The sequence below is a fragment of the Acinetobacter gerneri DSM 14967 = CIP 107464 = MTCC 9824 genome (assembly GCF_000368565.1).
In the GTDB taxonomy this organism is placed as follows: domain Bacteria; phylum Pseudomonadota; class Gammaproteobacteria; order Pseudomonadales; family Moraxellaceae; genus Acinetobacter; species Acinetobacter gerneri.
Genome location: NZ_KB849537.1, coordinates 348,049 through 363,495, shown reverse-complemented (window position 1 = coordinate 363,495; position 15,447 = coordinate 348,049). Strand labels below are relative to the sequence as shown.

Below are 15,447 nucleotides of genomic sequence, written 5' to 3'. Positions count from 1 at the left end.
AAAGGCGAAAAGAACCCCTGTGAGGGGAGTGAAATAGATCCTGAAACCGCATGCATACAAGCAGTGGGAGCCGACTTGTTCGGTGACTGCGTACCTTTTGTATAATGGGTCAGCGACTTATATTCAGTAGCAAGGTTAACCGCATAGGGGAGCCGTAGAGAAATCGAGTCTTAATAGGGCGTATAGTTGCTGGGTATAGACCCGAAACCGGGTGATCTATCCATGAGCAGGTTGAAGGTTGGGTAACACTAACTGGAGGACCGAACCCACTGTCGTTGAAAAGCCAGGGGATGACTTGTGGATAGGGGTGAAAGGCTAATCAAACTCGGTGATAGCTGGTTCTCCCCGAAAGCTATTTAGGTAGCGCCTCGGACGAATACCATAGGGGGTAGAGCACTGTTTCGGCTAGGGGGTCATCCCGACTTACCAAACCGATGCAAACTCCGAATACCTATGAGTACTATCCGGGAGACAGACTGCGGGTGCTAACGTCCGTAGTCAAGAGGAAAACAATCCAGACCGCCAGCTAAGGCCCCAAAATCATAGTTAAGTGGGAAACGATGTGGGAAGGCATAGACAGCTAGGAGGTTGGCTTAGAAGCAGCCACCCTTTAAAGAAAGCGTAATAGCTCACTAGTCGAGTCGGCCTGCGCGGAAGATGTAACGGGGCTAAAACTATGTGCCGAAGCTGCGGATTTGACTTTAAGTCAAGTGGTAGGGGAGCGTTCTGTAAGCCGATGAAGGTGTATTGAGAAGTATGCTGGAGGTATCAGAAGTGCGAATGCTGACGTGAGTAACGACAAAACGGGTGAAAAACCCGTTCGCTGAAAGACCAAGGGTTCCAGTCCAACGTTAATCGGGGCTGGGTGAGTCGACCCCTAAGGCGAGGCCGAAAGGCGTAGTCGATGGGAAATTGGTTAATATTCCAATACTTCTGTTTAATGCGATGAGAGGACGGAGAAGGTTAAGTCAGCCTGGCGTTGGTTGTCCAGGTGGAAGGAAGTAGGCATGCATCTTAGGCAAATCCGGGGTGCTCTATGCTGAGATCTGATAGCAAGCTAGTTTACTAGCGAAGTGGCTGATACCAAGCTTCCAGGAAAAGTCTCTAAGCTTCAGTTAAACAGGAATCGTACCCTAAACCGACACAGGTGGTCAGGTCGAGTAGACCAAAGCGCTTGAGAGAACTCTGCTGAAGGAACTAGGCAAAATGGTACCGTAACTTCGGGAGAAGGTACGCTGTTGTTGGTGATAGGACTTGCTCCTTGAGCTGATGACAGCCACAGAAACCAGGCCGCTGCAACTGTTTATTAAAAACATAGCACTCTGCAAACACGAAAGTGGACGTATAGGGTGTGATGCCTGCCCGGTGCTGGAAGGTTAATTGATGGGGTTAGCGTAAGCGAAGCTCTTGATCGAAGCCCCAGTAAACGGCGGCCGTAACTATAACGGTCCTAAGGTAGCGAAATTCCTTGTCGGGTAAGTTCCGACCTGCACGAATGGCATAATGATGGCGGCGCTGTCTCCAGCAGAGGCTCAGTGAAATCGAAATCGCTGTGAAGATGCAGTGTACCCGCGGCTAGACGGAAAGACCCCGTGAACCTTTACTGCAGCTTGACATTGAACTTTGACCTTACTTGTGTAGGATAGGTGGGAGGCTTTGAAGTGGTGACGCCAGTTGCCATGGAGCCATCCTTGAAATACCACCCTGGTAATGTTGAGGTTCTAACTCTGCTCCCTAATCGGGAGCGAGGACCATGTCTGGTGGGTAGTTTGACTGGGGCGGTCTCCTCCTAAAGAGTAACGGAGGAGTACGAAGGTGCGCTCAGCGTGGTCGGAAATCACGCGTAGAGTATAAAGGCAAAAGCGCGCTTAACTGCGAGACCCACAAGTCGAGCAGGTACGAAAGTAGGTCTTAGTGATCCGGTGGTTCTGTATGGAAGGGCCATCGCTCAACGGATAAAAGGTACTCTGGGGATAACAGGCTGATACCGCCCAAGAGTTCATATCGACGGCGGTGTTTGGCACCTCGATGTCGGCTCATCTCATCCTGGGGCTGAAGCAGGTCCCAAGGGTATGGCTGTTCGCCATTTAAAGAGGTACGCGAGCTGGGTTTAGAACGTCGTGAGACAGTTCGGTCCCTATCTACCGTGGGCGCTGGAAATTTGAGAGGATCTGCTCCTAGTACGAGAGGACCAGAGTGGACGAACCTCTGGTGTACCGGTTGTGACGCCAGTCGCATCGCCGGGTAGCTATGTTCGGAAGGGATAACCGCTGAAAGCATCTAAGCGGGAAGCCTACCTCAAGATAAGATTTCCCTAGGACTTTATGTCCTCTAAAGATCCGTTCGAGACTAGGACGTTGATAGGTTGGATGTGGAAGCACGGTGACATGTGAAGCTGACCAATACTAATTGATCGTGAGGCTTGACTATACAACACCCAAACAGTTGTATGTTTCAATAAATTCAATGCAAAATGCTTGATTTAGTTAATGCTAAAACTTAAAATTCAGACTTAAACAGCCCTCTGTTAATAACTCATTTGGATAGAGAGTAAGGAAGTAGCAAGACTACGTAAAACCCGAAATCACCATAACAGTTGTGCTGGCGACAATAGCAAGAGTGAACCACCTGATCCCTTCCCGAACTCAGAAGTGAAACCTCTTCGCGCTGATGGTAGTGTGGGGTTACCCATGTGAGAGTAAGTCATCGCCAGCTCATTATTCTAAAATCCCTCATCTAAATAGATGGGGGATTTTTTTATGGAAAAGTGCTAAAGAGCATTTTAAAAATTATAGAAAAATTTAAAATATAGTATTCGTTCAATTATTGAATCAAATATGAGTGAATTTTTATGTGAAATATTTCCATGTTTATTACAAAATAAGACTAAAGTTTTTGTATAAAAACCTATCAAAATTAAAATCAAGCTGTCTTTGGTCGTATTGTGGGTTGTTATTTTGTTAATCAATTGTTTTAATTGGCGGATTCAAGCAGCAAGTGCAACAGTATAAAAACCAGCCATAACTTCACTTGGCGTATACCAGCCTAGTGTTTTTCTAGGACGATGGTTGAGTGAAAATTCTATCTGCTCTATTTCATCGTTTGACACGTCATCAAACGATGATGATTTTGGCAGATATTGCCGGATTAAACCATTCGTATTTTCATTTCTAGCTCGCTGAATAGACTTGTAAGGATCAGCAAAATAAGTATCTATGCCGACATCAGTAATTCTTTTGTGTTCGGCAAATTCCTTTCCATTATCAAATGTTACACTATAAGCATGGCTCATTCGTAAACGATCTAATGCACAAGTAATCGTTTTAGAGGATGCTCTCGTTGACCCTAAATGAACAATATGTACGTACAGGCTCTTTCGATCAACGAGGGTTAATAAAGCTCCTTTATGATGTTTACCAATCACCGTATCACCTTCGAAATCTCCTAAACGTTGTCGCTGATCAATGACCTGGTCTCGGCAATGAATACTTGTTTTATCAATGATTTGCCCTCTACGATCCGTGTTTTTGTAACCTCGTTTTCGATATTTCTTCTGATGCCTTAAGTGTAGATGGAGGTTACCTCCTTGTGATTTATCTTGATAAATGTGCTGGTAAATCCACTCATGTGAAGGTACATCCAGCCAACCGCGTTGTGTTAAAGCACCTGAAATTTGTTCTGGTGACCAGTCTAAGCCAATTAAGTAATCAATATAAGCGAAGGCAAATGCTGTCATGGATGATGAAGGATGGTACCGTCTTTGACTTGCAAATTTCGCTGCCTGTTGAGCTCTATATCCACGTTGCCCAGTATTTCTTTTTAACTCACGGTAGATGGTTGATCGTGAACGCCCTAACTCCCGAGCAAGGCTAGCGATTGAACTTTTACTTTTCAAAGTAGCATAAATTTCGTATCTTTCATCTTGAGAAAGTTGGGTGTATTTCTTCATTGTGTGCTTTCCAATTGCGAGTTGAAAAAGTCTAATGATTCTATGAATACACCTAACTTTTTCAACTAACTACAAGTGTGTTGCACTTGGGATTTGAATCTGCGATTTAAAAAAATATATTCTATGAAATATTATTCTAAAAAATATGAGTTCATTGTAATGATCTAATGAGAAATACGTATACAAAATAATCCAAAAAACAATATTTATGCCCTAAAGGTATAAAAATATACCTTAATGGTTTTGGACAAAAACTGAACCTTAATTCATTTTTCATATTGTGAATTCTAAAAATCTCACAATTGGAGGTGAGAAAAATGTCAGCGAAGACAATAAATGTAAATTCGGTCATTGACCATTCTAAAGTCAAACCTTTCCACATGATCGTTGTTTTGTGGTGTTTATTTATCGTGATTTTTGATGGCTATGACTTAGCCATCAATGGTGTAGCTTTACCGTTATTGATGAAAGAGTGGGGATTAACAGCAGTTCAGGCAGGTATGCTCGCAAGTACAGCTTTGTGTGGCATGATGATCGGTGCGATTTCCTTTGGAATGTTGGCAGATAAAATAGGACGAAAAAAGGTCATTATTATTTGTGTCACATTATTTAGTGCATTTACTTTTTTGGGGGGATTTGCATCTAATCCAACTGAATTCGGTCTTTTACGCTTTATCGCTGGGCTTGGTATTGGTGGTGTATTGCCTAATCTAGTGGCTTTAACAGCTGAATATGCACCAAAAAAATTACGCAGTACATTGGTTACAGGTATGTTTAGTGGTTATGCTATGGGCGGGATCATGGCAGCACTTTTGGGGAAATGGTTGGCTGTCGATTATGGCTGGCAAATCATGTTTTTTATCGCTGGGGTGCCATTTCTATTTTTACCTTTAGTTTGGAAGTTTTTACCTGAAAGTGTAACTTTTTTGGTTAAGGCGGAACGTAATGAACAAGCCAAAGTTTTACTGAAGAGAGTCGCTCCTGAGCAAAATATTGATCAAAATACCACACTGATTTTAGATGAAGTGCAAGTGTCTGATGCTTCTTTGAAAGTTCTATTTCAAAACGGACGTAGCATGAGCACCTTACTTTTTTGGTGTAGCTTTTTTATGTGCCTATTGATGCTTTATGCATTAGGTAGTTGGTTGCCAAAATTGATGATTGCAGCTGGTTATTCAATGGGTACAAGTTTGATGGGCTTTGTTGCACAAAGCTATTCTTGAAGGCTTCTTCAGTAATATAATTTCCAGATGAAGAAGCCTACACCTAAAATCTATCGTACAACCAATTGGTCCTCGTATAACCAAGCTTTAATCAAGCGAGGAAATATTTCAATCTGGTTTGATCCTAAGACGCAATGGTATGCACAACCACAAGGCAAGCAAGGACGAAATCAAACTTATTCCGATACAGCGATTCAATGCTGTTTAATGATCAAATCTCTATTCCGTCTTTCTTTACGTATGGTTACTGGCTTTGTTCAAAGCCTGATTAAACTCTGTGGCTTGAATTGGACAGCACCAGATTACTCCACCCTTTGTAGACGACAAAAGCATATTGATATTGCGATAAGCTATCAGAAAAGTCATGATGGGTTACACCTACTTGTCGACTCTACGGGTTTAAAGTTTTTAGGTGAAGGCGAATGGAAGCGTAAAAAACATCAGCCTGAATACCGTCGGCAATGGCGTAAACTGCATATTGGTATAGATGCTGAAACACTGCAAATACGTGCCGTTCAGCTTACTACAAATAATGTCAGTGATTCACAAGTACTAGGTGATTTACTGGATCAAATTCCACTAGATGAGCGAATAGATTCTGTCTATACCGATGGCGCGTACGACACGAAGTGCTGCAGAAAAGTGATTTCAGATCGTCAAGCACATGCAGTAATTCCACCCAGAAAGAATGCCAAGCCCTGGAAAGATTCTAAAATAAGTTCAATAGAACGAAATGAGTTACTTCAAACGGTTAAACATTTAGGCAGAACCCTATGGAAAAAATGGTCGGGTTATCACCGTCGTAGTTTGGTGGAAACCAAGATGCATTGCATCAAATTATTAGGTGATAGGCTGACGGCAAGACATTTTCAAAGTCAGGTCAATGAAATTCATGCGCGTGTGGCAGTTCTGAATAGATTTACGGAATTAGGTAGACCTCGCACCCAAGTTGTGTCTTAAATTTGAATGGATTGGGGAGAACTCAGCTTTTGAATGTTTATGCAACAAAGCCGTTTGATGTTCTTATTGGCACTCAATATTGGTGCAGTGATTGGTACAGCTGGTGGCGGGATGTTGGCAGACAAGTTTGGTCTAAAATCAGTCATTATTTCCATGTTGGTCGTAGGTGCTTTGGCGCTGGTTGGATTGGGTTTCAATTCACCACAAATCGTATTGTATTTCCTGGTTTCATTGGCTGGTGCAGCATCAGTCGGTTGCAGTATCTTACTGTATAGCTATGTTGCTCAATATTATCCTTTGGCGGTTCGATCAACTGCAATTGGTACGGCTTCAGGTGTTGGGCGAATTGGCGCGATTGTAGGTCCAATTATGATCGGTTTCCTTTTGGGAATGGAGCTACCGCACAAATTGAACTTCTTGGCAGTCGCGGTTCCGGCAATTATTGGGGCAATTGCAATCGCCTTGATTCGTAAGCCGAAAGAAGAGATAGAAGCTGAAAAACAATTATCTAAAGATAAAAAGAATTTAGATCTAGAAGGTAGTTTAAGTTAATCATTTAAAATAAAAATCCCCAAGTTTTAGCTTGGGGAATTTTTTTATTTAAAGATCGAAAATGGGAAATAAGACATATTTAAAAGACGATTAGGTATTTTGCAGCTTTAAAAATGATTGCCAGTACAAGAGATCGCTCAACGCTTAATTTTGTATTTTCTAAAATGCGGCTTTAAATGGATCTTTGATCATTTAAGCAATTTATTTGAACGATTCTGCAAACTGATTTTAAAATTATTCTGTCAATATAAAGCCGAGAATATAAAAAATGATATGGAAATGTAATCATGCAAGCCAACCCAATTTACTATACAGAACAACATTTTGCATTTGCTGATTCAGTACGAAAATTTGTTGAAAAAGAAATTAATCCTTACATCAATGAATGGGATGAAGCAGAAACATTTCCACGTGAACTTTATCAAAAAGCTGCCGCAATTGGGCTTATCGGCATGGGTTTTGATGAAAAATATGGGGGCATTGCTGATACTGATGCCTTTCATGTGCTTTTGGCCTCAATAGAGTTAGCAAAATGTGGCTCAGGTGGTTTAGGGGCATCTTTGTTATCTCACTCGATAGGTGCCCCACCGATTAATCATTTTGCCTCAGAAGAAATTAAGCAAAATGTACTGACTAAAATACTGGCTGGAGAAAAAATTTCTGCACTGGCGATCACTGAACCAGGTGGGGGATCTGATGTCGCAACATTGCAGACTAAAGCGGTTAAAGAGGGTGATGATTATATCGTGACTGGTGAAAAAACCTTTATCACCAGTGGAATGCGTGCAGATTATTATACTGTGGCAGTACGAACTGACCCTGAAGCCAAAGGCGCAAATGGGATATCCATGCTACTTATTGATGCAAAGAGTGAAGGAATTACAAAATCAAAACTCGATAAAATGGGGTGGTGGTGTTCTGATACAGCGCATTTACATTTTGATCAAGTCCGTGTGCCTGTAAAAAATATGTTGGGTGCTGAAAATATGGGATTTTTGGTCATTATGAATAATTTTAATATGGAGCGTTTTTTCTTAGCGGCGAGTAGCTATGGTTTTGCCTTGACTTGCTATGAAGAGGCTTTGGAATGGTCACGTGAACGTAGAACTTTTGGCAAACGCTTAGTTGATCATCAAGTGGTTCGACATAAATTGGTTGATATGGCGACTCGTTTAACCACAACACGTGCTTTACTTGAAGATACAGCTTATCGTTTAGGTAAACCAGAACTTCAAGGCAATGAATTGATTGCTCAGATTTGCATGCTTAAAAATGTTGCGACGCAAACCATGCAATTTTGTGCCGATGCAGCAGTACAAACTTTAGGTGGGATGGGCTTTATGCGAGGAACGAAATCTGAACGTATCTATCGTGAAGTGAAAGTAAATATGATTGGCGGTGGGGCCGAAGAGATCATGAAGGATTTGGCTAGTCGTCAATTGGGGTATTGATTTTTATACCAATAAAGCTATTGAATTTACCAAATCAAAAAGTAATTCAATAGCATCATTTACTGAGGTGGATTGCTAGTTTGTGAATTAAATATAGTTTAGCTGTATTAGTTCCGACTTGATCTGACACAGGTCTTGAAAAAGAGAAAGTTACCCGTTTTGATAAAGGTGTCGAATCTAAACAAAACAAAGGTAACTTTCTATGATGCATACTAGCAATCAAATCATTAAACACAAAGTGGGCTTACTCAATTTAGCTGAAGAACTTCAAAATGTTTCCAGAGCTTGTAAAGTGATGGGCGTATCTAGAGATACATTCTATCGCTATCAAGAACTCACCGAATCAGGTGATATGGATGCATTGATCAATAAATCCAAACGTGTACCTAATTTAAAAAATCGAGTTGATGATCATATCGAAAAAGCCGTTATTGATTATGCCATTCAATACCCTGCATACGGACAACACAGAACAAGTAATGAACTACGTAAACAAGGTGTTTTTGTATCAGGCAGTGGAGTTCGATCTATTTGGCTTCGCCATGATCTAGAGAACTTTAAAAAGCGACTCAAGGCATTAGCAGCTAAAGTTGCTCAAGAAGGTATTCAGCTGAATGATCAGCAAATAGCTGCATTGGAGCGTAAACATGAAGATGATATTGCATGTGGTGAAATTGAAACAGCTCATCCAGGCTATTTAGGTTCACAAGACACTTTCTATGTCGGTAATTTAAAGGGCGTGGGGCGTATCTACCAACAGACATTTATTGATACTTATAGCAAGATCGTACACTGCAAACTTTACACAACAAAGACACCAATTACTTGCGCTGATTTATTAAATGATCGTGTCCTGCCTTTTTATCAGTCACAAGGTTTACCAATGCTTCGAATTCTGACAGATAGAGGAACGGAATATTGCGGAAAGATAGAACATCATGATTATGAATTATATTTAGCAGTCAATGATATAGACCATACAAAGACGAAAGCTGCATCCCCACAAACCAATGGTATATGTGAACGCTTCCATAAAACAATTTTACAGGAGTTTTATCAAATCACCTTCAGGAAGAAACTTTATAGTTCGCTGGAAGATTTACAAATAGACCTAGACGAATGGTTAAAGTTTTATAATACTGAACGAACCCATCAGGGCAAAATGTGCAATGGTCGAACACCATTTGAAACATTGCTTGATGGAAAACGAATTTGGGCTGAGAAGAATTTAGCTCAAATTTAAACTGACAGTCACTATTAAAAATGGGTAACTGTCAGATCAGGTCTGAGCTAGTACAGTTTAGCTACACATTTTTAATGTGTAGTCTGCACATCAGATACTAGTCCAACATCCATTCCATCATAAGATTCAATATTATTATTTTCCGCGAGTTGATAGAGATATATATTACGGTTATACAGGCTTTTAGGTGTATGAATTTCGACTTTTTCTACATGTAACCACCACAAATCAGGTTCATTAGGTGTATCTTTATCACTGAGATATATATCTACAATATCGTATCCATTCTTTTTTAATATTTGAGCTAAGTCTTCAAGCTTCTCTTTATGGTTATCTGTAAAGAAATAACCCCACAGCATTGGTTTCGACATATCCCAATCAGTATTTTTCTTAATATTATTAAACATTACAATCAGTGATTTTTTGGTTATTGGGTATTCTTGTGCTGTAGAAATTGTAGAAAATAATAAAGTAAATATGATAAGAAACTTATTGAAAAATCTTAAATTCATCATAATAAAACCTCTTTTTTTGTTTTAATTAGCGCTAAGTATTCTTTATATTCATTTATAAAGTGAATAAATGAGCTAAAAACATCATATTCAATTTACTCAAATAAATTGAATTTAATATTTTGTTGAATTCTATATTTTATACAAAACGAAAGGCGAAATAATTGTGGATAAAACTTAATTTGTCTCCATTCTACTTTTTGTTCATCGCCATATCCCAAACGGTATTGGTCAATTCATCCAAGGTCATTTTCCCATTTGGATTATACCAAGTCACTGTCCAAGCAATTGCACCACCTAATAACCTACGCCAAATAAATGCATCATATCGAATCTTGCCCAAATCACACAATTTTTGGATTACATTCAGCCAAATATCTTCATAATTTTTACGTAATTTTAATAGTTCTTTTTGCTTTTCCTCAGATAAAGAAAACCATTCATGAACCAGTACTGCCATAGCTGAGCCTGTATCTCCAGTGATAGAAATAAGCTCAGCTTGAATGAGTGATTTGAGTTGTAATTCAGGATCATCAAATTGATGAAGTGCCTCTTCTAAACGGGCATGATGGTAAATAATGGTTTCTTCCATGACATGTGCAAGGATGTCATCTTTACTTTTAAAATGGTGAAATAGGCTTCCAGACTGAATGCCAATAAACTGTGCCAACTCACGTACAGTGGTTTTATCATAGCCTTGTTTATGAAATAAATAAGCTGCACCTTGCAGTAGGCGACCACGTGCAGTGTCACTAAAGCAGGCGATATGTTCTATTTCTTCTATTGATTTTGCAATCATCTTGTCAAAATTTTCCGTCAAAGTAATATGAAGTTTCAAACAATTCTATTTTCTTTACTTTTCATTATTATTTGAAAATTAAAGGGATTATTATCCAGTTATTGCTAGATTTAATGACAATAACAGTTTTGCCAATTCAGCATAACATTTTGCACTTTACAAACCAAGCGCTTGCTTGGTATTTTAAGTTTATAAATTAAGCAAAATAATGAGAATAGAAATGGGTCAGGAAGAGAGCCGAGTAGTCAAGATTGGGTGTGCCTCTGGATTTTGGGGTGATACCAATACTGCTGCATTTCAGTTAGTACATTTATCTGACATTGATTATTTAGTTTTTGATTATTTATCTGAAATCACCATGTCTATCATGGCTAAAGCAATGATGCTCGATCCAAACCATGGATATGCACTCGATTTTGTGAGTCGGGTGATGACACCATTGCTTAAGAAAATTGCTGCAAAAAAAATTAAAGTGGTTAGCAATGCTGGGGGAGTCAATCCTTTGGCGTGCAAAGCTGCGCTCGAAAAAGTGATTCAAGATCAAGGCTTAGATTTAAAAGTTGCTGTGGTTTTGGGTGATGATCTCATGCCTAAACAAACTGAGTTGCAGCAACAAAAGATTAAAGAAATGTTTAGTGGTGAAGCTTTACCTGCACATTTAGCCAGTTGTAATGCGTACTTGGGGGCAATCCCGATTGGTGATGCATTAGACCAAGGCGCTGATATTGTGATCACAGGACGGGTGGTCGATTCAGCTGTGGTGCTCGGACCACTTTTACATGAATATCAATGGGCTATCGATGATTATGATAAGTTGGCGCAAGGCTCACTGGCAGGGCATATCATCGAATGTGGTGCACAGTGCACAGGCGGAAACTTCACCGATTGGCTATTGGTACAAGGCTTTGACAATATGGGCTTTCCAATCGTTGAAGTTGCTGAAGATGCTTCATTTATCGTGACTAAGCCAAATGGTACAGGTGGTTTGGTTTCAACAGCTACAGTTGCAGAACAAATTGTTTATGAAATTGCAGATCCGCAAGCCTATTTACTTCCCGATGTAACAGCAGATTTTAGCAATGTGGTTCTTGAGCAAGTCGCAGAGCACCGTGTCAAAGTCACTGGTGCTAAAGGCTGTGCACCAAAAGATCAGTATAAGGTGAGTGCAACTTATCCTGATGGCTATCGCGTGCAAGTGAGTTTTTTGATCGCAGGACGTGAAGCTGTTGAAAAAGCCAAAGTCATTTCAGATGCAATATTAAGTAAATGTGAACGTGTTTTAGCACTTCGTTCAGTTCCAGCTTTTAGTGAAAAATCAGTTGAAATATTGGGTATTGAAAGTACCTATGGAGCGCATGCACAAGACTTTAACCATAGCCGTGAAGTTGTGGTGAAAATAGCGGTTAAGCATTTATTTAAAGAAGCCTGCATGTTCTTTGCTTCGGAAATTGCACAAGCATCTACAGGCATGGCACCTGCACTGGCAGGGATTGTGGGGGGGCGTCCGAAAGCTTCTCCTGTGATTAAGTTATTTTCATTTTTGATCGATAAAGATCAAATTCAAGTTGAAACTGAGCTCAACGATCAACGTCAAGCGATTGATATTCTACGTGGAACGTCTGATCTATCTATACAAAAACATCCAATCGGTGAAGTTGCCAAATTTCAAGGCAATGAAATTGAAGTTGCATTGATCGAACTCGCACATGCACGTAGTGGTGATAAAGGTAATGCCAGTAATATCGGCGTGATTGCCCGTAAAGCCGAATATTTACCTTGGATACGTGCCAATTTAACGGAAGAAAATGTCGCGGCATATATGCAACATGTTTTGGATCCTGTACATGGAAAAGTGATCCGATATGAAATGCCTGCTTTAAATGCGCTTAATTTTGTCCTTGAAAATGCACTAGGTGGTGGTGGCGTTGCGAGTTTGCGTATCGACCCACAAGGCAAAGCCTACGCACAGCAGTTATTGGATATGAAAGTGAAAATACCTGAAGGATTACTCAAGTAAATGCTATTTGGGTGAATCTAAAAAGCATTTATTTCACTTAAAACTATATGGCAAAACAAACACTGCAAAATCAGTACGGAAAAACCAGAAAATAAATCGGAAATAACAAATGAAATATAACTCAATATTTAGATCAGATGCCTTTCAAGACCAAGTGATTATTATCACAGGTGGTGGCTCAGGGATTGGACGATGTACTGCTCACGAATTGGCATCTTTAGGTGCGCAAGTGGTGATTACGGGTCGAAAAATAGAAAAGTTAGAACATGTTTCCAAGGAAATCCTAGAGGATGGAGGCAAAGTTCATTTTATCGTTTGTGACAATCGGGAAGAACAACAAGTCAAGGATATGATTGCAGAAGTGATTGAAAAATTTGGAAAATTGGATGGGCTTGTAAATAATGCTGGCGGTCAATTTCCATCAAATTTAGAAAGTATTTCAGCCAATGGTTTTGATGCGGTTGTCCGAAATAATCTGCATTCTACATTTTATTTAATGCGTGAAGCTTATAACCAATGGATGGCAAAGCATGGTGGTAGCATCGTCAATATGACTGCCGATATGTGGGGCGGTATGCCAGGAATGGGACATTCTGGAGCTGCACGTTCAGGCGTGGACAACCTCACCAAAACAGCTTCTGTAGAATGGGGGCGTTCAGGTGTTCGAGTCAATGCAGTATCACCGGGGTGGATTGTTTCATCTGGAATGGACAATTATTCAGGTGATTTTGCCAAATTTATTATCCCAAGCTTAGCCAGTAATGTTCCGCTAAAACGTATGGGAACAGAATCAGAAGTTTCATCGGCAATCGTTTATTTACTTTCCGAGGCAGCAGGATTTATTTCTGGAGTTACGCTACGTATTGATGGCGCAGCTTCTCAAGGTACACGGATGTATCCACTCGCTGATGCAACCAATAGTTATTCATTCAATGGTTTCCATCGTGCATTTATTCCCGATGTATTAAAAGATGAGCTTGGAAAAGCAGAAAAAGAGAATGATAAATCAAATAAAAAAGGAGAATCAACATGAGTATTCTCCAATCAGAAATAGCAGTTGGGAGCGAACTTTTTGAGGAAAATAAACAAGCACTCTTAACTCAGTTAGATGAAATTCGGGCTGTGCAAAATAAAAGTATCGAGAAATCTTATGCAGCAAAGCCGAAATTTGATAAGCGTGGCAAAATTTTGCCCCATGAGCGCATTCGTCTAGTCCTAGATGCAGATTCGCCTTTTGTTGAATTATGTGGCTTGGTCGGCTTCAACATGCATGATGATAAAGATGGTTCTGAAGCAGGTGGAGGTATCATTGCTGGCATTGGCTTTGTCAGTGGTGTTCGTTGTTTGGTGAGTGCAAGTAATAGTGCAATCAAAGGCGGTACGATGTCGCCAATGGGTGTGCATAAATCACTTAGGCTTCAGCAAATTGCGCTTGAACAAAAACTTCCTATCGTGACCTTGGCTGAAAGTGGAGGGGCAAACCTCAATTATGCTGCCGAAGTGTTTACTTTGGGTGGTACGACATTTGCCAATCAAGCACGACTTTCAGCCGCAGGTATTCCTCAGCTTTCGGTTGTACATGGTAATGCGACCGCAGGTGGTGCGTATCAGCCGGGACTTTCAGATTATGTGATCACTGTTCGTAAACAAACGGAAATGCTGCTCGCAGGACCACCGTTATTGTTTGCTGCCACAGGTGAGGTTGCAACAGCAGAAGAATTGGGCGGGGCAGAGATGCATGCGCAAATCGCAGGAACAGCTGAATATTTGGCTGAAAATGATGCTGATGCAATTCGTTTGGCTCGGGAAATTTTTGATCATTTAAATTGGAAAGAACAAACTCATCCAATCATTGAAAATTATAAAGAACCACGTTATCCAGCCGATGAATTATTGGGAATTATTCCTGCAAATCCCAAACAGCCATTTGACATGAAAGAGATCATAGCTCGTTTGGTGGATGATTCTGATTTTCTAGAATTTAAGCAAGAATATGATGATTTAACAGTATGTGGTTGGGCAAAATTGGGCGCGATGCATGTGGGAATCATCACCAATAATGGACCAATTACCCCACAAGGTGCGGCAAAAACTGCGCAATTTATTCAGCTTTGTGAACAAACTAATCGGCCATTGGTGTTTTTGCATAACACCACAGGATTTATGGTGGGAACAGATGCCGAACAAAACGGCATTATCAAACATGGTTCTAAACTGATTCAAGCCGTTGCCAATTGCTCTGTGCCTAAAATTTCTATCGTTGTCGCAGGTTCATACGGAGCAGGGAATTATGCAATGTGTGGGCGACCTTTAGCCCCAGATTTTATCTTTGCATGGCCAAATTCACATGTGGCTGTGATGGGTGCGGCGCAAGCGGGTAAGGTTTTGCGGATCGTTGCTGAAGGGAAACAAAAAGCTTCAGGTATGGAACCCAATGAACAGATGTTGGATTTCTTAGAACAAAGTACAGCAATGAAATTGGAACAGCAGTCTACGGCTTTATTTAATACAGCCATGATGCATGATGATGGCATTATCGATCCACGAGATACTCGTAAGATTCTCATTTTCTTATTACAAACCATATATGAAGCTGAATATCGAATGCTGAAAGCATCGAAGTTTGGTGTGTCGAGATTTTAAGAATCTCCCTAACCTCCCTTTGAAAAAGGAATCAGTTTTCCCCCTCTTTTATAAAGAGGGGCAAGGGGAGATTCCAAAGAAACAGAATAAATCAGGAA

9 protein-coding genes, 2 rRNA genes and 2 pseudogenes are annotated in these 15,447 nt (G+C 40.4%); 10 read left to right on the top strand and 3 right to left on the bottom strand.

Annotated elements, in window-relative coordinates; all coding sequences use genetic code 11:
• Together F960_RS03390 and rrf are read left to right on the top strand one after the other, a co-directional pair.
• Positions 1–2,430: ribosomal RNA gene (locus F960_RS03390) — 23S ribosomal RNA — on the top strand; the annotation flags it as partial.
• 170 nt (positions 2,431–2,600) lie between these two features.
• A 5S ribosomal RNA gene (gene rrf / locus F960_RS03385) occupies positions 2,601–2,715 on the top strand.
• Positions 2,716–2,986: 271 nt separating this feature from the next.
• Here rrf and F960_RS03380 read toward each other — a convergent pair.
• Positions 2,987–3,949 (bottom strand): IS30 family transposase, encoded by a 963-nt coding sequence (locus F960_RS03380; protein ID WP_004854881.1) that lies wholly within the window; start codon positions 3,947–3,949, stop codon positions 2,987–2,989.
• Between the two features lie 317 nt (positions 3,950–4,266).
• Between F960_RS03380 and F960_RS03375 the strand changes: the two are divergent.
• The 5 genes and pseudogenes from F960_RS03375 to F960_RS03355 all read left to right on the top strand — a co-directional run.
• Positions 4,267–5,145: pseudogene (locus tag F960_RS03375) on the top strand (MFS transporter); the annotation flags it as partial.
• 54 nt (positions 5,146–5,199) lie between these two features.
• On the top strand, positions 5,200–6,132 hold the full coding sequence (locus F960_RS03370) for an IS5-like element ISAha3 family transposase (protein ID WP_004812228.1): 933 nt from the start codon (positions 5,200–5,202) through the stop codon (positions 6,130–6,132).
• Positions 6,133–6,180: 48 nt separating this feature from the next.
• Positions 6,181–6,684, top strand: a pseudogene (locus F960_RS03365) (MFS transporter); the annotation flags it as partial.
• 287 nt (positions 6,685–6,971) lie between these two features.
• Positions 6,972–8,135 (top strand): acyl-CoA dehydrogenase family protein, encoded by a 1,164-nt coding sequence (locus tag F960_RS03360; protein ID WP_004857497.1) that lies wholly within the window; start codon positions 6,972–6,974, stop codon positions 8,133–8,135.
• 202 nt (positions 8,136–8,337) lie between these two features.
• Positions 8,338–9,378: an IS481 family transposase gene (locus F960_RS03355; RefSeq protein WP_004857494.1), complete on the top strand. Its 1,041-nt coding sequence runs from the start codon at positions 8,338–8,340 to the stop codon at positions 9,376–9,378.
• A gap of 71 nt (positions 9,379–9,449) precedes the next feature.
• Here F960_RS03355 and F960_RS03350 read toward each other — a convergent pair whose 3' ends face one another.
• Both F960_RS03350 and F960_RS03345 read right to left on the bottom strand, forming a co-directional pair.
• Positions 9,450–9,893, bottom strand: a complete 444-nt coding sequence (locus F960_RS03350; RefSeq protein WP_004857493.1) for a ribonuclease E inhibitor RraB — start codon at positions 9,891–9,893, stop codon at positions 9,450–9,452.
• A gap of 190 nt (positions 9,894–10,083) precedes the next feature.
• Positions 10,084–10,689 carry a TetR/AcrR family transcriptional regulator gene (locus tag F960_RS03345; protein ID WP_004857490.1) on the bottom strand — a complete coding sequence of 202 codons (606 nt, stop codon included), beginning with the start codon at positions 10,687–10,689 and terminating at the stop codon, positions 10,084–10,086.
• Positions 10,690–10,909: 220 nt separating this feature from the next.
• Between F960_RS03345 and F960_RS03340 the strand changes: the two genes are divergently transcribed.
• The 3 genes from F960_RS03340 (at position 10,910) to F960_RS03330 (ending at position 15,349) form a co-directional block, all read left to right on the top strand.
• Complete coding sequence (locus F960_RS03340; RefSeq protein ID WP_004857487.1) at positions 10,910–12,706, top strand: acyclic terpene utilization AtuA family protein; 1,797 nt, start codon at positions 10,910–10,912, stop codon at positions 12,704–12,706.
• Positions 12,707–12,815: 109 nt separating this feature from the next.
• A complete protein-coding gene (locus F960_RS03335) occupies positions 12,816–13,739 on the top strand; it encodes an SDR family oxidoreductase (RefSeq protein WP_004857484.1) in 924 nt (307 codons plus the stop codon).
• Positions 13,736–15,349 (top strand): acyl-CoA carboxylase subunit beta, encoded by a 1,614-nt coding sequence (locus F960_RS03330; RefSeq protein WP_004857482.1) that lies wholly within the window; start codon positions 13,736–13,738, stop codon positions 15,347–15,349. Before F960_RS03335 ends, F960_RS03330 begins: the two co-directional genes overlap by 4 nt.
• Positions 15,350–15,447: the final 98 nt, after the last annotated feature.